This window comes from Oceaniglobus sp. K40-3 (assembly GCF_055808395.1).
In genome coordinates this window covers 2,155,506-2,175,480 of the sequence record NZ_CM147868.1, presented here as the reverse complement: position 1 = coordinate 2,175,480, position 19,975 = coordinate 2,155,506, and the positions used below count along the sequence as shown (strand labels likewise).

At 61.5% G+C, this 19,975-nt stretch carries 14 protein-coding genes and 2 pseudogenes; 7 read left to right on the top strand and 9 right to left on the bottom strand.

The genetic code is table 11. The features are described 5' to 3' along the window. Position 1: 1 nt before the first annotated feature. The 8 genes and pseudogenes from uvrA to AC0L7P_RS11235 all read right to left on the bottom strand — a co-directional run bounded on the left by uvrA (position 2) and on the right by AC0L7P_RS11235 (position 12,118). Positions 2-2,860, bottom strand: a complete 2,859-nt coding sequence (gene uvrA, locus AC0L7P_RS11270; RefSeq protein ID WP_473432876.1) for an excinuclease ABC subunit UvrA — start codon at positions 2,858-2,860, stop codon at positions 2-4. A gap of 112 nt (positions 2,861-2,972) precedes the next feature. After that, complete coding sequence (locus tag AC0L7P_RS11265; RefSeq protein WP_473432875.1) at positions 2,973-3,362, bottom strand: hypothetical protein; 390 nt, start codon at positions 3,360-3,362, stop codon at positions 2,973-2,975. Beyond that, positions 3,359-4,123: an MFS transporter gene (locus tag AC0L7P_RS11260; protein ID WP_473432874.1), complete on the bottom strand. Its 765-nt coding sequence runs from the start codon at positions 4,121-4,123 to the stop codon at positions 3,359-3,361. Before AC0L7P_RS11260 ends, AC0L7P_RS11265 begins: the two co-directional genes overlap by 4 nt. 45 nt (positions 4,124-4,168) lie before the next feature. Further along, positions 4,169-5,562 (bottom strand): annotated as a pseudogene (lpdA, locus tag AC0L7P_RS11255) (dihydrolipoyl dehydrogenase). Positions 5,563-5,655: 93 nt separating this feature from the next. Beyond that, positions 5,656-6,231, bottom strand: a complete 576-nt coding sequence (locus AC0L7P_RS11250) for a DUF924 family protein (RefSeq protein ID WP_473432873.1) — start codon at positions 6,229-6,231, stop codon at positions 5,656-5,658. A gap of 70 nt (positions 6,232-6,301) precedes the next feature. Beyond that, a pseudogene (locus tag AC0L7P_RS11245) lies at positions 6,302-7,566 on the bottom strand (MFS transporter). Positions 7,567-7,634: 68 nt separating this feature from the next. Beyond that, positions 7,635-8,705 carry a tRNA preQ1(34) S-adenosylmethionine ribosyltransferase-isomerase QueA gene (gene queA / locus AC0L7P_RS11240; protein ID WP_473432872.1) on the bottom strand — a complete coding sequence of 357 codons (1,071 nt, stop codon included), beginning with the start codon at positions 8,703-8,705 and terminating at the stop codon, positions 7,635-7,637. A 98-nt stretch (positions 8,706-8,803) separates the two neighbouring features. Continuing rightward, the gene (locus tag AC0L7P_RS11235; protein ID WP_473432871.1) at positions 8,804-12,118 is read right to left on the bottom strand and encodes a YhdP family protein; all 3,315 of its coding nucleotides are present in this window, start codon (positions 12,116-12,118) and stop codon (positions 8,804-8,806) included. Positions 12,119-12,210: 92 nt separating this feature from the next. Here AC0L7P_RS11235 and bcp point away from each other — a divergent pair, with 92 nt between their 5' ends. From bcp to AC0L7P_RS11205, 6 genes are all read left to right on the top strand, one after another. After that, entirely contained in the window at positions 12,211-12,675 is a 465-nt protein-coding gene (gene bcp, locus AC0L7P_RS11230) for a thioredoxin-dependent thiol peroxidase (protein WP_473432870.1), read from the top strand. Beyond that, positions 12,672-13,496 carry a ferritin-like domain-containing protein gene (locus AC0L7P_RS11225; RefSeq protein ID WP_473432869.1) on the top strand — a complete coding sequence of 275 codons (825 nt, stop codon included), beginning with the start codon at positions 12,672-12,674 and terminating at the stop codon, positions 13,494-13,496. The genes bcp and AC0L7P_RS11225 overlap by 4 nt, the downstream gene beginning before the upstream one ends. 174 nt (positions 13,497-13,670) lie before the next feature. Further along, positions 13,671-14,990, top strand: a complete 1,320-nt coding sequence (locus AC0L7P_RS11220) for a DUF5930 domain-containing protein (protein ID WP_473432868.1) — start codon at positions 13,671-13,673, stop codon at positions 14,988-14,990. Beyond that, positions 14,980-15,504 carry a bactofilin family protein gene (locus AC0L7P_RS11215; protein ID WP_473432867.1) on the top strand — a complete coding sequence of 175 codons (525 nt, stop codon included), beginning with the start codon at positions 14,980-14,982 and terminating at the stop codon, positions 15,502-15,504. The genes AC0L7P_RS11220 and AC0L7P_RS11215 overlap by 11 nt, the downstream gene beginning before the upstream one ends. A 368-nt stretch (positions 15,505-15,872) precedes the next feature. Continuing rightward, on the top strand, positions 15,873-16,202 hold the full coding sequence (locus tag AC0L7P_RS11210; protein ID WP_473432866.1) for a TfoX/Sxy family DNA transformation protein: 330 nt from the start codon (positions 15,873-15,875) through the stop codon (positions 16,200-16,202). A 63-nt stretch (positions 16,203-16,265) separates the two neighbouring features. Next, positions 16,266-17,522 (top strand): methyltransferase domain-containing protein, encoded by a 1,257-nt coding sequence (locus AC0L7P_RS11205; protein ID WP_473432865.1) that lies wholly within the window; start codon positions 16,266-16,268, stop codon positions 17,520-17,522. A 54-nt stretch (positions 17,523-17,576) separates the two neighbouring features. Here the strand turns inward: AC0L7P_RS11205 and ndk are convergent, their stop codons facing one another. After that, entirely contained in the window at positions 17,577-17,999 is a 423-nt protein-coding gene (gene ndk / locus AC0L7P_RS11200; RefSeq protein ID WP_473432864.1) for a nucleoside-diphosphate kinase, read from the bottom strand. A gap of 129 nt (positions 18,000-18,128) precedes the next feature. Here ndk and AC0L7P_RS11195 point away from each other — a divergent pair, with 129 nt between their 5' ends. Further along, the gene (locus AC0L7P_RS11195; protein WP_473432863.1) at positions 18,129-19,973 is read left to right on the top strand and encodes an ABC-F family ATP-binding cassette domain-containing protein; all 1,845 of its coding nucleotides are present in this window, start codon (positions 18,129-18,131) and stop codon (positions 19,971-19,973) included. Positions 19,974-19,975: the final 2 nt, after the last annotated feature.

Genomic DNA, 19,975 nt, shown 5'->3' with positions numbered 1-19,975 from the left:
TCTATTCTGCGGCCACCTTACGCCGTTCCAAAAGTGGTTTAAGGTACTGGCCTGTATAGCTTTCTGGCGTTTTGGCAATATCCTCAGGCGTGCCTTTCGCCACGATCTGGCCACCACCATCGCCACCTTCGGGGCCGATGTCGATGATCCAATCGGCGGTCTTTACCACGTCCAGATTGTGTTCGATCACCACAACGGAATTGCCCTGATCGACCAATTCATGCAATACTTCCAACAGCTTGCGCACATCTTCGAAATGCAGGCCGGTCGTCGGTTCATCCAGAATATACAACGTGCGCCCGGTTGATCTCTTGGCCAGCTCCTTGCTCAATTTCACCCGTTGCGCCTCGCCGCCGGAAAGGGTCGTCGCCTGCTGGCCCACTTTGATATAGCCAAGGCCGACCCGCATCAGGGCATCCATCTTTTCCCGGATGCTGGGAACGGCCTTGAAGAACTCCTGCGCATCTTCAACCGTCATGTTAAGAACGTCCGCTATGCTTTTGCCTTTAAAACGGATTTCCAAAGTTTCCCGGTTGTATCGCGCGCCTTTACATGTCTCGCATTCCACATAGACATCGGGCAGAAAATGCATCTCGATCTTGATCACGCCATCGCCCTGACAGGCCTCGCAGCGCCCGCCCTTGACGTTGAAACTGAACCGCCCGGGCTTGTACCCCCGCGCCTTGGATTCGGGCAGCCCGGCAAACCAGTCGCGGATCGGCGTAAAGGCCCCGGTGTAAGTCGCTGGATTCGAACGCGGAGTCCGCCCGATCGGGCGCTGATCAATATCAATCACCTTGTCCAGATGCTCCAACCCCTTGATGGTTTCGCAAGGCGCCGGAGTCTGGCGCGCCCCGTTCAGGCGCATGGAGGCCGTCTTGAACAGGGTTTCGATGGTCAGGGTCGATTTTCCGCCCCCCGACACCCCGGTCACACAGACGAATTTCCCCAGCGGAAAATCCGCCGTCACGTCATGCAGGTTGTTCCCGGTCGCTTTCACCACCGTCAGTTTTTTCTTGTTACCCTTGCGCCGGGTCGCCGGAACCGGGATTTCCCTTTTGCCAACAAGGTATTGGCCGGTGATCGATTCGGCATTCGCCATAATCTCATCCGGTGTTCCCTTGGCTACCACCTGCCCACCATGCACCCCGGCGCCCGGACCGATATCGAACACATAATCCGCCTCGCGGATTGCCTCTTCGTCATGTTCCACGACGATCACAGTATTGCCTTGATCGCGCAGGTTTTTCAGCGTCCCAAGCAGCCGGTCATTGTCGCGTTGATGCAACCCGATGCTGGGTTCATCCAGCACATAAAGCACCCCGGTCAGCCCGCTGCCGATCTGGCTGGCCAGTCGAATCCGTTGCGATTCTCCGCCCGAAAGCGTGCCGGCATTGCGCGACAGTGTCAGATATTCCAACCCGACATTGTTAAGGAATCCAAGGCGTTCTCGGATTTCCTTCAGAATGGCACGGGCGATTTCGTTCTTTTGCACCGTCAGGTGATCGGGCACCGTCAACGTCCAATCAAACGCCTCGCGGATTGACATCTGCACCACCTGCCCGGCGTGCAAACCGTTGATTTTCACCGCCAAAGCCTCGGGGCGCAGGCGATAGCCACCACAGGCGCCGCAGGGCCGGTTGTTCTGATAGCGTTCAAATTCCTCGCGAATCCAGTTTGAATCGGTCTCGCGATAGCGCCGCTCCATATTGGGAATCACGCCCTCAAATGCGCGGCTCACCTGATACACACGGCCGCCTTCATCATAGCGAAACGGAATCTCTTCATCCCCCGACCCACGCAGGAACACCTGCTGAACCTCGGGCGACAGGTCTTTCCATTTGTCGTTCTGATTGAATGAATAATGCTTTGCAATCGCTTGAATCGTCTGAAGAAAATAAGGAGATTTGCCTTTCCGCCACGGCGCCAGCGCCCCGTCTGAAATCTTCAGGTTCTGATCGGGGACCACCAGCCGTTCGTCAAAAAACAGCTCTACCCCCAGGCCATCGCAAACCGGGCAGGCCCCGAAGGGGGCGTTGAACGAAAACAGCCGCGGTTCGATCTCGGGGATGGTGAAACCACTGACCGGACATGCAAATTTCTCGGAAAACGTATGCCGCTCCGGCTCGCCTTCGGTCGGTGCAGTTTCAAGAATGGCGATCCCGTCAGCCAGATCCAGCGCGGTTCGGAAACTGTCGGCCAGCCGCGTTTCCAACCCCTCGCGCACCACAAGGCGATCAACCACCACATCAATGTCATGGCGGAATTTCTTGTCCAGCGTCGGCGGCTCTTCCAGCTCGTAAAACGCGCCATCCACCTTGACCCGCTGAAACCCCTGCTTGCGCAGTTCCACGAACTCTTTCTTATACTCGCCCTTGCGATCCCGAATGATCGGCGCCAGCAAATAGCCGCGCGTTCCGTCCTCCATGGCCATCACCCGGTCAACCATATCCTGCACCTGTTGCGCCTCGATCGGCAGGCCGGTCGCCGGGCTGTAAGGGGTGCCGACCCGCGCGAAAAGCAGGCGCAGGTAATCATAGATTTCGGTGACGGTGCCGACTGTCGAGCGCGGGTTTTTCGAGGTCGTCTTTTGCTCAATACTGATTGCCGGTGACAGCCCCGAAATATGATCAACGTCAGGCTTCTGCATCATATCAAGGAATTGCCGGGCATAGGCCGAAAGGGATTCGACATAGCGGCGCTGGCCCTCGGCATAGATCGTGTCAAACGCCAGGCTGGATTTCCCCGACCCCGACAACCCGGTGATCACCACCAGTTGATCGCGCGGAATATCCACGTCAATGGATTTCAGGTTGTGTTCGCGCGCGCCGCGCACTTCGATCATTTTCAACTCGGGCATGGCCCACCTCGGAATTTCGTGCGGCCCCGGGGGGCGGATGGTTTCAAGATAGGCGCGATGGCGCCGTCTGCCACCCGCAACCTAGAACATATGTGGAACATTTACCATTTCTTTAGACTTCGGTGGCAATCTTTCTGTGGATAAACACAACGCAGGAGGCACCGCACAGGGCAAGGGATGCCGTCAACACCATCAATCCGTCCAGACCGGCCCAAAATACCGTCGCAAACAGCGGCGTGCCAAGGGTGGTGCCGACATTGCCCAGTTGTGCAACCGCGCCACCGGCCCGTGCACGATCATCCGGGTCAGTGTTCAGCGCCGGGATCGCGGCAAAACTGGCGCCGGGGATCAGGCCAACAACACAGAAAAGCACGCAAATCAGGACAAAATGTAAGGCCGACGGACCAAAGACAAGGAATATCGCAACACCAAAGACAAGACAAAAGCCAACCAACACGATCCGCCCCGGGGCGATGGTGCGGGCCAGAACCCCTGCCGTCATGGTCCCGGACAGGGAAAGAATCGGCAAGAGCGCCGCAGAGGGTGCATTCGGCACCAGCGGCACAAAGGTAAGCAGGGAAACAAAGGTGAGCGTGTACCAAACAAACCCCAATGCCGGCGCCAAAAGCCGGGGCGTGCCATAGATGGCAAGATGTTCTTGCAGAATGCCCGGAATACGGCGCGGCTGTCGCGCAGGGGGCCGGGGGCGCGCAGCAACAGGGCCAACGCCACCACCCAGAGCGCGACGCCATGGCACACCATCAGGCCAGACAGGCCCCCGATGGCGATAATTTGGGGCATCATCACCGCAGCAATGGCAAAGCTGACGCCAAAGAACGTACCCCACAGGCCCATGACCACGGGCTGGTCAACGGGCCGCGCCATCCCGGCCATCATCGTCGGGGCGGCGATCACGATCACAAGATGGGAAAACCCCTCGATCACCCGACTGACCAAAAGCGGCCCAAAAGCAGGCAGAAGCGCCTGTGCAAACGACACCGCCCCACCCAGCAGCAGCGCCAGCAACAGCATCCGGCGTTGGCCGAACCGCGCCACGATCATGCCCGCCAGCACACCCAGCACGATTCCCACCGTGCCAAGGGCCGAAACGAGGATCGCAACATCAGCCAGATCGCGATCATAGGCCCGGGCAAAAGCGGGCAGCGCCAGCGATATCTTTGCAAACTGCGCCGCCGCAAACAGCCCGGCCAGAAACAGCAGGGCAATCAGGGGCCAATCGGTGCGCGTGGGGGTGGTTGTCATGCGCACCCCTTATGCCGCGAGGGTCATCGCGACAAGATGCGCCGCCTAAAAATGGATCGCCCGACCATAAGCATCAAGCACCGATTCATGCATCATTTCGCTGAGCGTGGGATGCGGGAACACCGTCTGCATCAGGTCTTCCTCGGTCGTTTCCAACTGGCGCCCGATAACATAGCCTTGGATCAGCTCGGTCACCTCGGCCCCGACCATATGGGCGCCCAGCAATTCACCGGTTTTGGCGTCGAACACGGTTTTCACGATACCCTCGGCCTCGCCCAGGGCAATCGCCTTGCCGTTGCCGATAAACGGGAAGCGGCCCACGCGCACCTCGTGCCCGGCCGCTTTCGCCTTCGCTTCGGTCATTCCGACGCTGGCGATCTGCGGTTGACAATAGGTGCAGCCGGCAATCGATCCGGGTTTGATCGCATGGGGATGCCCCCCGCGATCAGTTCGGCCACCATCACCCCTTCGTGGCTCGCTTTGTGGGCCAGCCAGGGCGCGCCCGCCAGATCACCGATGGCATAAAGGCCGCTTACGCCGGTGCGGCAGAATTCATCGGTCACCACATGGGTGCGATCCACCGTCACGCCCAGATCCTCCAGTCCAAGGTCTTCGGTATTGCCGACGATGCCAACGGCGGAAATCACCGTATCAAAGGTGTGCTTTTCAACCTTGCCGCCCCTCTCGATACTGGCCGTGACCTGCCCCTTGCCACGGTCCAGCCCCTTGACCGTGGCGCCTTCCATGATCGTGATGCCTTGTTTGATGAATTGCTTTTTGGCAAAGCCCGCAATTTCCGCATCTTCAACAGGCAGAATTCGGTCCATCACTTCCACAACTGTGGTGTCGGCCCCCAGCGTGTTGAAAAAGCTTGCAAATTCAATACCAATAGCACCCGATCCAATCACGAGGAGCTTTTTCGGCATCCGTTTGGGCACCAGGGCATGGCGATAGGTCCAAACCAGATCGCCGTCGGCCTCAAGCCCGGGCAGTTCGCGCGCCCGCGCCCCGGTGGCCAGCACGATATTGGGTGCCGTCAGGGTCTGTTCACCCTTGTCGGTGGTCACCGAAACATGCCCCGGCGCGCTTACCTTGGCGCTGCCCATCACGACCGTGACCTTGTTCTTTTTCATCAAATGGCCAACGCCGGAATTCAACTGTTTCGCAATCCTGCGCGACCGCTTTACCACCGCCTCCAGATCAAACCCGATGCCCGAGGCGGAAAGGCCGAAATCGCCCGCCCGCTCCATCAGGTGAAACACTTCGGCGCTGCGCAACAGGGCCTTGGTCGGAATACAGCCCCAGTTCAGGCAGATCCCGCCCATATTTTCGCGCTCGACGATGCAAACCCTGAGGCCCAGTTGCGCGCCCCGGATCGCGGCCACATAACCCCCCGGCCCCGCGCCGATCACAATCATATCGAATTTCTGCTCTGCCATCTCTGCCCCCGGGTCAAACTGGTTCAACGTTAAACCATCCGCCCAGCAGCATCAATCAATGGCTGCCGTCAAAACCGCACGAACGGCCCGGGATCAGGCCGCCTCAAGCGCCCGCACCGTGGCACCATAGCCCCCGTCGTCAATGAAGGCCTGTTCGCCAGCGTGGTTAACCCGCGACAGGGCGGCATTGCGGAACGGGAACCGCCCGAATCTTCGGATCACCTCCCGGTGCGCCCGGGCATGCAGCAGGTTATTGCCCCCGGTTTCGGGCATCCGCGTCAGAAACAGGCGCACGCAACGATCCTGATCGCACAGGTTTTCCGAATGCATCAGCGGCATATAGAAAAACTGGCGTGCGGGTTCGTCGATTTTCATGTCCCATCCCCGGGCAATGGCCATCTTGGCCGCCGCAAGGGCAAGGCGATCCGATGCAAAGGCAACCGCGCTGTCACGAAACATGTTCCGGGGAAGCTGATCGTTCAACATGATATAGGCAAGGGTGCCGCTGGGATAGGTCAGCCAGAGCGCAAAGGCGCCGTCCTGCGCCGCCTTCCAGGTTGCCCCGAACCGGTCGCGCACCTTTTTATCAAGCGCCGCACCACCCGCATACCACCCCTTTGGGCCGATCTCGTCCAGCCAGAATGCCAGAATTTCGTTCGGGTCCGCCATCACCCTGCCTCCTCACCACATTAAGAGCGCTTATCCTGATTCGTGACACAGAAATCCGACAAAACCAAGACTAGCCCACATCCCCCTCGGGATCGGCATCGTCCGTGTGCTCTGCGGCCCACTCTGTCGCCGCTTCGATCGTCAGCGCCGAAGCCGAAGGCAGCACCGAAACATAGGACGAGGTATCGCCGACACTGGGCGCCGGGCGCTGGGTCATCCGGTACAGGGCATACCCCCCAAGCACCAACATGAGCGTTGCAATATACATCCAGAACCCCGGCGGCCCGAACGGCCCCATCATCCAACCGGTGATCAGCGGCCCGGCAATCGCCCCCACGCCGTTGATAAACATCATCCCGCCTGACGCCGCCGCCATGTCCTCTTGTTCGAGATAGTCGTTGGTATAGGCCAAAAGCAGCGCATAGAGCGGGTTTGACATCCCCCCGATCAGAAAGGCCACGCCCAGCAGCACGCCGAACAGGTGGCCAAGAACCACACCCAACACACAGGCCGCCCCCCGATCAGCGCAAGCCCACAGATCAGAACGCGCCGGTCCATCCGGTCCGAAACCCAACCGATCGGATATTGCAACAGCATCCCCCCGATATAGATCGTGGCGATAAAAATCGAGATTTCGCGCACGCTCAGCCCCGCTTCGCTGCCGTAAACGGCAGCCATGCCGAATTGCGCCGAAAACACCCCACCCAGCAAAAACATCCCGACACAGCCAAGGGGCGACAGCCGGTAAAGCGACAGCAGGCTCATGGGTTTGGTGGTTTCAAAGGCCGGCGTCGGGTTCACCGACAACAGGATCGGTGCAAAGCTGATCGACACCAGAACCGACGGAATGATGAACATGATAAACCCGGACGGATCACCCAGCGCGACAATGCCCTGCGCCCCGATGATCCCGATCATCTGCACAATCATATAAAGCGAAAGGCTCTGCCCCCGGGTCTCATTGGTTGACGCATTGTTCAGCCAGCTTTCAGCCGTCACATAGACCGCCGAAAAACAAAATCCGATGGCAACGCGCAGCAGTGTCCAGGCGATCGGATCGGCAATCGCCGGATACATGATCAGGATCGCCGAAATGAACGACCCAAGCGCGGCAAACACCCGGATGTGGCCCACCCGGCGGATCAACTCGGGGGCCATGCGCGACCCGCCCAGAAAGCCCAGAAAATAGGCCGACATGACAATCGACATCGAAAACGTCGAAAACCCTTCCAGCCCGCCGCGAATACCCAGCAACGTTCCCTGAAGCCCGTTGCCAAGCATCAGCAATCCCATTCCCAGCAAAAGCGCCCAGGAACTGCGCAAAACCACCAACATATTCCGTCCGATCCCGTTGTCCGGCCATCTTGGGCCTGCATTTCAGGGGCCACTTGCCCCGGGGCGACTCAGCCGTGTCGCATTTGGCCGGGCGGTATCAGAAGCGACGCATCGCCGTAAGAGAAAAACCGGTATTCAGACCGAATGGCATGCTGATATATCTCCCGCACCCGCTCCGGCCCCATCAAGGCCGACACCAGCATCATCAGGGTGGTTTTGGGCAGGTGGAAATTGGTCATCAACGCGTCGGTAATCCGAAACCGGTATCCCGGCGTGATGAAAATGTCGGTCGGCCCACGCCAGGGGGCGATCCGGCCCGCCGCAGGGGCCGCGCTTTCAATCAGGCGCAGGGCCGTGGTGCCCACCGGAATGATCCGCCCGCCCGCCGCCCGGGTCGCGTTGATCTCATCCACCGCCTGCTCGCGCACCTCGCCCCATTCCGCATGCATCTTGTGATCGGCAATATCGTCCACCTTCACCGGCAGAAACGTGCCCGCCCCCACATGCAGGGTGACGTGGCTGAACGTCACCCCCCGCGCGGCAAGGGCCGCCAGCAAGGCCGCGTCGAAATGCAACGATGCCGTGGGCGCCGCCACAGCCCCCGAACGGGCGGCCCAGACCGTCTGATAATCCTCGCGATCCCGGGCATCGGCGGCCCGGCGCGCGGCAATATAGGGGGGCAACGGCATCTGCCCCGCTTCGGCCAGGGCCGCGTCAAAATCATCGCCGGTCAGGTTGAACGCCAAGAACCCGGTGCCATCCTCCCGCCCGGTCAGACGGGCGCGCAAGGCATCGGAAAACACGATCTCCTCGCCATCGCGCAGCTTTTTCAAAGGCTTCAACAACGCCCGCCAGCCGCCATCGGCCCGTGGCTCCAACAGCGTCACCTCAATACGCGCCGCCGTGCGCCCCTCGGCCCCGTCGCGAAACCGCTGCCCTGACAGGCGCGCCGGAATGACCCGCGTGTCGTTCAGCACCAACCGATCACCCGGGCGCAGAAACGAGGGCAGGTCAATCGCCCGTGCATCGACAATCCCATCCCCCTCGGCCACCAGCATCCGCGCCGAACTGCGCGGACGCGCGGGCCGGGTGGCGATCAATGGCTCGGGAAGGTCAAAATCGAAATCACTCAGCTTCATCACCCGCCTATGGCGCGGACATATGCCAAAGGTCAACACGCCCTGACTTTTTACTGATAAAAATACTCAAAATCCGACACCCGAAACCGAAACCACCCTCACCGTTCGGGCGCTGGCCGTCGGAAAATCTCGCGAAACATTCCGGGCGTCAGAATCGACAGGGGGTTCACCTGCACATCCGGCGCCGCCGCCGCCCCGGTCAGGCGAAAATTGAATCCAAACAATCCCTCCCCAGACCGGGTAAAGATCGAACCGATACGGTTCAGCAGGTAAATCGGCGAAATCACCCCCTGCATGTCAATCTGCTTGCTGGCCAGATCGTAAACGCCGTCCAGTGAAATCCCCAGGGACGCGCCCGTGGCGCTCGATTGATACAGCACCACCTGGGATGGGGTCAGGCGAAACTGCGCCTGGGTCTGCTCAAACACCAAACCATCGCCCTGCAATTGCTCCAACAACCCGACCACCGAAATCGCGCCCAGCAGATCGGCCATCGCGGGCGCCCCGCGAATGCGCAGGCGGCCAATGGTCAACGTCCCGTCATAGGTGCCGCGCAGGCCGGTGGCGCGCAGGATCATCTCCATCGGCCCGTCATAGCCGTTCTTCACCAACCCCGCGTCCCGCATTACCCCACCCGCATCCGCCGAGGTCAGGCGCAGGCTCACCCCCTGCGGCCCGCCCGCCAGCTCGCCGCGCACCGGGGTGCCGCCATTGATCCGGGCGGTAAAGCTGCCGTTGGTGCTGATCCCCGCCGCCAGTTTGCCGGTGAAATCAGTCAGGGTAATGCCCTCGCTCACCACCAACCGGTCCAACCCGATCGTGATCGGCCCGCGCGCCGCGCCCGTGCCGCCGCCCTTGCCGAACCCCGCCTTGCGAAAATCCAGCCGCCCGCCCGATACCGTGATCGCCGGGGGCACCCCGCGCCCCTGTCCGCGCAGGGTCACCGGCGCATCCAGCCAATCGTTCAACTGCACCCGGCCGAATGTCGCCCGCTCCAACCCGCCACCGGGGGCCAGGGAGATCTGCCCGGTGGCCTTCAGCCCGGCCGCGTTCACCGTGATGGCATCGACCATGGGCGTTGCCCCCAGGGTTGCGCGCAGCGACAGGGTGCCACGGGCCGCAGGTGGTTTGTGCCAATCCAGCGCATCAAGGCCCAGCCCGACCCCGGCAAGATCCGAGGTCAGATGCAACTGCGGCGGTTGCCCCGTGGCCAGATCCACGGTCACATCCGCCTGTCCCCGGCCCGAAACCATGCCATCGGGCAGGCCGATGCCAAGTTTCGTGACCGTGGCCGCCGACAGTTCCACCTGCCCCTGAAGGCGGCTTTTGCCGCGCTCGTCCGGGCTCAGCCCCATGCGCCAGCGCGCCTTTACCGGCACCCCGTCCAGGGTCGCAGCACCGTCGATCACCACCGCCACCGGCGACACCTGCACCGACAGGCGATCCGCCGCCACCACCCGCCCGGGCACCAGAGTGGTCGAACGCACTGCACTCAGCACCCCTTCGCTTTCATAACTCACATCAGGGGGTTTCAGCCCCTTGCGAAACGGCAGCGACAACGTGGTCGTCACCTGCGCGCGCCCCTCGGCCATATCCGGGCCACGGGCACTGTTGCGCAGAATGCGCAGGGGCGGCAAATCAAGCAGCGACAACACCGCGGGGATCGCGCCTTCGGTTTTCAGCGTGAATTCGCCCTGCGCCGGTTTCTGGCGGGTGTCCGGCACCACCATGACCGACCCGGCCAGATCAATCGCGCCGCCTTCGGGGGCTGTCACCGCGCCCTGCTCCACGGTCAGGGCAAAACGCCTGTCGGTGATCGAAGCATAGCCCGCGCCGCCCTCAACCGGGGGCATGTCGCGCAGGAATTTCAGGGTGGCATCGCGAAAGGCAAAACTGGCCGCCAGCGTGCCGCGCGCGCCCGGGTGTTTGCGAAAGGCGCCATTCACGTTGAACAATGTTCCGGTCGAGATGTTCTCGGCCAGCCAGTGGCGGGTCTTGGCCGCAACCGGCACCGGCCACAGCGCCAGCCCCCGATCCACCGGCACCTCGGGCGCATTCATATCAACCGCCACGTTCCAGCCCGCCGCGTCGGCGCTGATCTTGCCCCGGGCCACATAGCGGCGATGGGTGCCTGCCTCTGCCGCGGGTTCGCTCAGCACGACCTGCCCGATGTCCAGGGTAAACGGGTTGAGGCGCAACCGCACATCCGCCGCGCCCTGTTCAAAGGTCAGCGTGTCGGAAAACACCCCAAGGGGCGCCACGCGCAGCCGCTCAAGGCTGAGTTGCGCCACAAGGGCGTCGGGAAACCCCTGTTCCGACACATCGCGCAAATAGGCATGGCCGGTGATCTGGGCGCTCAATTCGGGGCTGTCCACCGAAATATCGGAAAAGGTGATCTTCTGGGCGGCAGGATTATAGGAAAAATAGGTGCGCGCCTTGGTAAACTCCAACGGTTCGGTTTCCGGGCGCGGCTGCACCGCACCGGCGGCGATATCCAACGTGCCTGCCAGTTCGTCGAGCATCCCGTCGCTGTTCAATGTGGCGCGCAGCGCCCCCGAAATCGGCGCGTTCAGCACCCCGAGAAAGGCAAGGGCCGGCGCCTGTGCGGCGATGTCCTGTGCTGCAACATCGGAAATATTCGCGGTGATCGCCGCGCGCCCGTCGCCGCGCAGGCTGCGCGCGGAAACCTGCACCTGTGCCAGGGTGTCGGTGCCGTTGAACACCTCGGCCAAAAGGCCCAGCTCCACCGCCTCGGGGGTTTGGGTGAGGGTCAACTGACCATCCACCACCTGCCAGACCCGCGCCGTGCGGGCATCTTCAAGGGTTACGGTCAGATCGCGGATTGCCGCGCGATCCATACGGGCAAACAGCGGTTGCGCCAATTGCGCCTCGATGGCGTCCAGCACCGCAGGCAGACCGGGAAAGGCCGCAGCGCCCTGCCCGAACGACAGCGAAAAGCTGCCGTCCGCCGCCCGGCGCAGGGTGATCTGCGCCCCCGCCAGCGTCAAAAAGCGCGGCGCGATCCGCCCTTTCAACAGCGCCAGCGGATCAAACCCCGCCTGCACCCGGTTCAACCGGGCCACCCCGGCGCCGTCACTGTCCGACAGCTTTACATCCAGAAGCGACAGTCGCGGCACACCGCGCCGGTCTATATATACGGCAATGCGCCCCAGATCGACATGGCCGCGCACCAGATCGCGGTTTACCCGGGCCTCGACCCGCTCTGTCACCCAGTCGGGCAGGATCAGGTTGCGCTCGGTCAGGGCCAGCGCGGCAATGCCTGCCAGAATCGCCAACACCAAAGCCAGCAGAACAAGCCAGCCCCCCAGATGCCCCGCCCGACGGGCCACAACGGCGCCGCGCCGCCGCCGGGGCGGTGGAGCCTGAGGCTCGGATGAGGTGTCGTCGGTCAAACCTGGATGCATCCCTGTGTTTCTGCGTGTATCTTTGGCACATGGGGCCTAAAACGGAACCCGTAATGCCGATGACGAAGGATCAACACCCCATGCGTGATGCAATCGCCCCAGATTTCACCCTGCCCCGCGATGGCGGCGGCAGTGTTACCCTGTCGGATCTGCGGGGCAAACCCGTGGTGCTGTATTTTTACCCCCGCGACGACACGCCGGGCTGCACCAAAGAGGCGCAGGGGTTCACCGAAATGGCCGCTGAATTCGCGGCCGCCGGTGCCGTGGTTCTGGGGGTCAGCAAAGACACCGTGGCCAAGCATGACAAGTTCCGCGACAAATACGGCCTGTCCGTGGCGCTGCTGTCGGACGCCGACGATCAGGTCTGCGAGGCTTACGGCGTCTGGGTCGAGAAAAACATGTATGGCAAGACATCCATGGGAATCGAACGCGCCACCTTTCTGATCGACGCGACCGGGCAGATCGTGCGCACATGGCGCAAGGTAAAAGTACCCGGCCATGTGCATGAGGTGCTGGAAGCCGTGCAGGCGGGCGCCGACACATGATGCCCCTGTGCGACATGGCGGTCGAGGTTCTGACCACCGCCGATGGCCGGGCCAAGACCGCCCTGTCCCGCCGTCACGCCGCCGCCTGGTTTGCGGCACGCGCGGCGGGTGAACTGCCCGAAATCGGCACCGCCACCCCGCCCCTGCGCCCGGCACGCCCCGAGGAACCTGCGCTGTTGTCGCCCCGCGATGTGCCGCGCCGCCGCCCCGGCACACCCGAGGGGCGGATTGCGCTGCTTCATGCCGTTGCCCATATCGAACTGAACGCCGTCGATCTGCACTGGGACATCATCGCGCGGTTTTCCCATATAAAGATGCCGCCCGGGTATTATGACGATTGGGTCAAGGCGGCGGATGAGGAATCAAAACACTTTAACCTGATGTGTGATTGCCTTGAGGCCGCAGGCAGCCATTACGGCGCCCTGCCCGCCCATGCGGGAATGTGGCGCGCCGCCGAAGATACCGCCGAAGATTTCATGGGCCGTCTTGCCGTGGTGCCCATGGTGCTGGAGGCGCGGGGGCTGGATGTGACGCCGGGGATGATCGAGGTGTTCCGCCGCGCCAAGGCCGACGATGCCGTCGCAGCGCTCGAAACCATCTATGCCGAGGAAGTGGGCCATGTGGCCTATGGCAGCAAATGGTTTCACTTTCTGTGCGGACGCCATGATCTGGACCCGAAAGAGGTGTTTCACGATCTGGTCCGCCGCTATTTTCACGGCCCCCTGAAGCCGCCGTTCAATGACGAAAAAAGGGCCGAAGCGGGCCTACCTCTTGATTTCTATTGGCCCCTGGCCACCGGATCAGCCATTTCCGACCGCTGAGGCGCCGCATTTCGGCAAAAATCCGCCTATATCACCGGTGACCATCCGCCTAACCCCGGGAAAAGGCGCAAAAATGTTGCCCTTCGGCATTCCCGCCGCTAATCACGGTGTGGCAAAAGGTTGGGGACCTGATGCTGCCATGGGGAATGGCCGATAAACAACGGGACGGAATACGTGACAGCACCAAACAGTAACTTTCTCAAGGCCGCGCTTGAGCGGGCCTTTCCCGAGCAACGTCTATTCCTTCGGTCCGATACCGAAACGCGCTTTCTGCGTTTGTCATCGGGGACACAGTTTCTGGCCATTTCCGGCAGTGCCCTTCTGGTTGGCTGGTCCATTGTTGCCACGTCGATCCTGTTGATGGACACGATCGGCGCAGGCAACATCCGCGATCAGGCCAAACGCGAACAGGCCACCTATGAAAAACGGCTGAACGCCCTGTCCATCGAACGTGACGAGCGGGCCACCGATGCCCGCAACGCACAGGATCGGTTCAACACCGCGCTGGCCCGGGTTTCGACAATGCAGTCCAGCCTGCTGAAATCCGAAGCCCGGCGCACCGAGCTGGAAACCGGCATTGCCCTGACCCAGGACACCCTGCGCCGCACCCTTAAAGAACGCGATGACGCCCGTGTCGAAACCGCCTCTCTTGAGGAAAAGCTGCAGGATACCGGCCTGAACCAACGCGAAAAAGGCCGGATGGTCGATGCCGAAGCGACCATGGATTATCTGGCCGCCGCATTGAACCACACCGCCGCCGAGCGTGATCATATGGCGACTCAGGCATCCGATGCCGAGGCCTTTGCCGAAGCCGCGATCAACGACCGCAAGCTGGTGGAAATGCGCAACGACCGGATTTTCGGCCAGCTTGAAGATGCCGTCACGATCTCGGTTGCGCCGTTGGACAAGATGTTCCGCGCCGCCGGATTGAACCCCGACACCCTGCTGAACGCTGTGCGCAAAGGCTATTCCGGTCAGGGCGGCCCCCTGACACCGATCACCTTTTCCACCAAAAGCCAAACGCCGGATGCGGACAGCCTCCGGGCCAATGGCATTCTGGATAAGCTGGACAAGATGAATCTTTATCGCATCGCCGCCCAAAAGGCGCCGTTCTCCCTCCCTCTGAAATCGGCATTCCGATACACGAGCGGATTTGGCCGGCGTTGGGGGCGGATGCACGAAGGCACAGATTTTGCTGCCGCCTATAGCACCCCGATTTATGCCACCGCCGATGGCGTGGTCACCCACGCCGGATGGTCGAATGGATATGGTCGCCTGGTCAAGATCCAGCACGAGTTCGGCATCGAGACCCGTTATGCCCACCAATCCAAGATTCGGGTGAAAGTGGGTCAAAGGGTATCGCGCGGGGACCGGATCGGTGATATGGGGAGCTCTGGACGTTCCACCGGGACTCATCTGCATTACGAAGTGCGTGTGGGTGGGAAAGCCGTTAATCCGATGACCTATATCAAGGCAGCGAAAGATGTTTTCTAAGAGCAAAATCAACGAGCCTGGACCAAAACAGGGAGGCGAATCCGTGCCATCATCCACCGCTCCGTCAAACGACGGAGCACCCGCTCCCAGAACCTCGACCGATTTCAGCCCCTCGGCGCCCAAGGCGAAGCCGCCCGCGTCAGTGCTGTCGGCGGATCTGGTGATCAAGGGCAATCTGAAAACCACCGGTGACATCCAGATCGAGGGCACCGTCGAAGGCGATATCCGCGCCCACCTTTTGACCGTGGGCGAAGGCGCCACCGTCAAGGGCGAAGTGATGGCCGACGATGTGGTCGTCAACGGCAAGGTCGTGGGCCGCGTGCGCGGGCTCAAGGTACGCCTGACATCGACCGCCAAGGTCGAAGGCGACATCATTCACAAGGCGATCGCCATCGAATCCGGCGCCCACTTTGAAGGCTCGGTGCAACGGCGCGACGATCCGCTCAACCCCTCGGGGCAGAGCAACGCGCCGCGGTCCGGCGGTGCGGCCGCACCGGCAGAGCCGAAATCCTGATCCTCTGAATATACCCGTTGAAAAGCCCCCGGCGCCGCGCCGGGGCTTTTTTTATGCCCCGTTGACGGGCATCACGGCGCGATGGTTTTGGATCAGCTGGAATTGGCCGAGCCGAAAAACAGCTCTGGCGTCTCCTTGATATCGCTGCCAAATGGCGCCTCAAACGCCGTAAAGTCGCCAAAATTCGCTGCAAAGCTGAACGAACTCGTCCCCGGCTTAACGCAGGAGTAACCAATGCCTACCCCGAATCAGCCCCCCGCCCCGGCACCACAATCCCCGCAACCCAATCCGAAACCCCCGTTCGATTTACGGACTGGGCCGCATTCTGAAGCTTGGCGTTTCGTCCCGATTGATTTAGATATCGGTCCATGGCCACTCCGATCACGGCAATCCGCAACCTCGGCCCCGCGATGGCGCAGGCCCTTGAGCGCGCGGGAATTTCCAGCGCCGAAGACCTGCGCAAGATCGGCACCGACGCTGCCTATGCGCGCTTGCTGGCAAATGGCGTGCGGGCCCACTTCATTTCCTATTATGTTATTGAAATGGGGTTGCAGGGCCGTCCTTGGAACGATTGTAAAGGCGCCGAAAAAGACGCTCTGCGCGTCCGGTTTGATGCGCTCAAGGCCGAACATTCCGACACTGGTCGCGCGACACTTGAGGCGGTTTTGAACCGCATCGGTGTGATCGCGCGCAAATAACGCTGGCGTCGCGGCATGTCTTTCGGGTTCAATCGTGCCATTGAGCCCAGAGGATTTTACCCCATGACAGATACAAAAGCCGATGCCGAACAGGAATGCGCCCGGCTGACCTTCGAAGCGCGCACGCATCTGCGCAACGGCGATATGAATGCCACGTTGGAAACCTGTATGGCGGCCCTGCGCTGTGGTGAGGTGCCCATGGAACAGGGTGCCATCATCGAAACCCTGCTGCGCGAATGTGACCGCAACGACATCGCAGATCAGATCCGCGCGCAACTTTACAAAGGGTTGGCCGAGGTCGAAGAGAATTATGGCGACGAACCCGTCGCGCTGACACATATGGCCAACGTGCTGATTTTGCTGGGGGAACATGCCAAGGCGGCCCCCCATCTGGACAAAGCCGTGAAACTTGCCCCCGACAGCGACGAGGCGTTGTTCTTGCAAACATTGTGCCACCTGGAAAACGGCACCTTTCAACCCGGCAGTATCGACATGGCCCCGGTACTGAAACGAAGCGAGTCGCCCGGACGGGTGCTTTCGGGGTTGGTGTCGCTGCTGGGCTTTCACGGCCAAAAGGCAGAAGCCCTGCGCATTCTGGATGCCGGCCTGCCCCTGCTGGGGGAGTCCGAAGAAATCGGTAAACGTGCGCTGACCCTGCGCGCGGCCCTGTCCGGCGGAATCGAACAGATCAACCAGCGCGACACCGCCAACCGGATTTTTGATGGATTCGCGGCCAGCTATGACCAAAGCCTTGCCGCGCTTGGCAACAATGGCCCCAATATGATCGGCGCCGTGCTCGATGATATCGGCTTGCCCCGGGACAACACGCTCAGGGTGTTCGATGCGGGCTGTGGCACCGGGCTGTGCGAACCCTATCTGCGGCCCCGGGCGAAATTGCTGCATGGCGCCGATCTGTCAGTGAAAATGTTGGAAAAATGTCTGGCCAAAGGCACCTATGATCTGTTGTGCCGCAGCGATCTGGCCGCGGCCGAGACCCTGCCCGATGACACCTTCGATCTGGCGGTCTGCGCCGATGTTCTGGTTTATTTCGGTCGGTTGGATCAGGTCTTTGCCAATCTCGCCGGGCGGCTGGTGCCCGGTGGCTGGCTTATTTTCACCGTCGAAGAGGCCCCCGCCGACATTCCGGCCCCCGGCTATGGCCTCAACCCCTCCGGGCGCAGCTGCCACAGCGAGGCTTACTTGCGGCAGGCGTTGGAAGGCGCCGGTTTCACCGTGGAACACACCCACCGCGACACCCTGCGCCTTGAATTTCGCAAACCGGTTCAAGGGCTTGCCATGGCAGCGCACAAACCGGCATGACACGAAAAAGGCCCGCGCATCGCACGGGCCTTTCACACTCAGCGGGTTGAACGATCAGCCGACCAGTTCAAGACCCGAGAAATAGAATGCGATTTCTTCGGCAGCGGTTTCCGGCGCGTCCGACCCGTGGACCGAGTTTTCGCCAACGGATTCGGCAAAATCGGCGCGCACAGTGCCCGCAGCGGCGTCGGCGGGGTTGGTCGCGCCCATGACTTCGCGGTTCTTGCCGATGGCGCCTTCGCCTTCCAGAACCTGCACGACAACCGGGCCGGATGCCATGAATTCGCACAGTTCGTCATAGAACGGGCGCGCGGCGTGCACTTCGTAAAACTTGCCGGCCTGTTCCTTGGTCAGGTGAATGCGCTTTTGCGCGACGATGCGCAAACCGGCATCTTCGAACTTGGCGTTGATCTTGCCGGTCAGGTTGCGTTTGGTGGCGTCAGGTTTGATGATCGAAAGGGTGCGTTCAATGGCCATTGGCTCTGCCTCTGTCTGAGCAGGGTCAGCCCCGTGCCGACCCCGTAAATCCGGCGTCCTGCTAACATGGGGCGCGCCCGGTGAAAAGGCGCGATTGACGCGGCGCGGCAGCACTGGCACATGCACGCCATGCTTATCATAGACAACATTTCCTATTCCGTCGAAGGCCGCCCCCTGTTTGAAGGGGCGTCGGCCTCGATTCCCGGTGGCCACAAGGTGGGTATCGTCGGGCGCAACGGCACCGGCAAGACCACGCTGTTCAACCTGATCCGCGGTGACCTGGTGCTGGAGGGCGGCGATATCCGCTTGCCCGCAAAGGCCCGCATCGGTGGTGTGGCGCAAGAGGTGCCGGGCAGCGAAGTGTCGCTGATCGACACCGTTCTGGCCGCCGATACCGAACGCGCCGAGCTGTTGGCCGAAAGCGAAACCGCGACCGACGGTGTGCGGATCGGTGAAATTCAGGCCCGTCTGGCCGATATTGACGCATGGTCCGCCGAGGCGCGCGCCGCGTCCATCCTGCGCGGCCTGGGTTTTACCCACGAAGAACAGCTCATGCCATGTTCGGCGTTTTCCGGTGGCTGGCGCATGCGCGTGGCCTTGGCGGCGGTGCTGTTTTCGGCGCCTGACCTGCTGTTGCTGGATGAGCCGACAAACTATCTCGATCTTGAAGGCGCCCTGTGGCTGGAAAACTATCTTGGCCGTTACCCCCATTCGGTGCTGGTGATTTCCCATGATCGCGGATTGTTGAACCGCGCCGTGGGCCATATCCTGCATCTCGAAGACCGCAAGTTAACGCTTTATACCGGAAATTACGACACCTTCGCACGCACCCGCGCCGCCCGTCTGGCGGTGGCCGAGGCGCAGCGCGGCAAGGTCGAGGCGCGGCGTGCCCATCTGCAAAGTTTCGTGGACCGGTTTCGCGCCAAGGCCAGCAAAGCCAAACAGGCGCAATCACGCATCAAGATGATTGAAAAGCTGGAAACCATTTCCAGCCCGCAAGAGGCCGCCCTGCGCGCCTTTACCTTCCCCGAGCCAGAGGAATTGTCGCCCCCCATCGTCAATCTTGAATCGGCCTCGGTCGGGTACGGGGAACGCGCTGTGCTCAGCAAGCTGACCCTGCGGATCGATCAGGATGATCGCATTGCCCTTCTGGGCCGCAACGGCGAAGGAAAATCAACACTTTCCAAACTGTTGGCGGGTAAACTTGATCCGATGGGCGGGCGGTTGACCAAATCGAACAAACTGCGCGTCGGGTATTTTGCCCAGCACCAGTTGGACGAATTGCGCGCCGATGAAACTCCGCTTGACCATTTGCGCCGCCTGCGCCCCAAGGAAACGCCATCGCGCCACCGCGCGCGCCTTGCCGGGTTTGGCCTGGCCGCGGCGCAGGTGGAAACCGTGGTCGGGCGGCTGTCGGGGGGACAAAAGGCGCGGCTGTCGTTGCTGGTCGCCACCATCGACGCGCCCCACATGCTGATCCTCGATGAGCCGACCAACCACCTTGATATGGAATCCCGCGAAGCTCTGGTCGAGGCGCTGACCGCCTATAGCGGCGCGGTGATCCTTGTGAGCCACGACATGCATCTGCTGTCATTGGTGGCTGATCGGTTGTGGTTGGTGAAAAATGGCCGGGTCGCGCCCTATGACGACGATCTGGAAAGCTATCGCAAGCTGTTGTTGTCCGCCGATGCACCGCCGGAAAAGCCCAAGCCGGTAAAGGTGAAACAGATCACCCAACAAGAGGTTTCCACCCTGCGTTCCGAGGTGAAGCGCGGCGAAGAGCGGGTGAACAAACTGTCCACCATGCGCGACAAACTGGCGAAAAAGCTGGCCGATCCGGCGCTTTATGAACCGGGCAAGGCGGGCGAAGCCGAAGTGTGGCAAAAGAAATACGGCGAAGTGATGGAGGCCCTGGACCGGGCCGAGGGCCTGTGGATGAAATCGCTGGAAAAACTTGAGAGCGCAAAGGCCTGAAC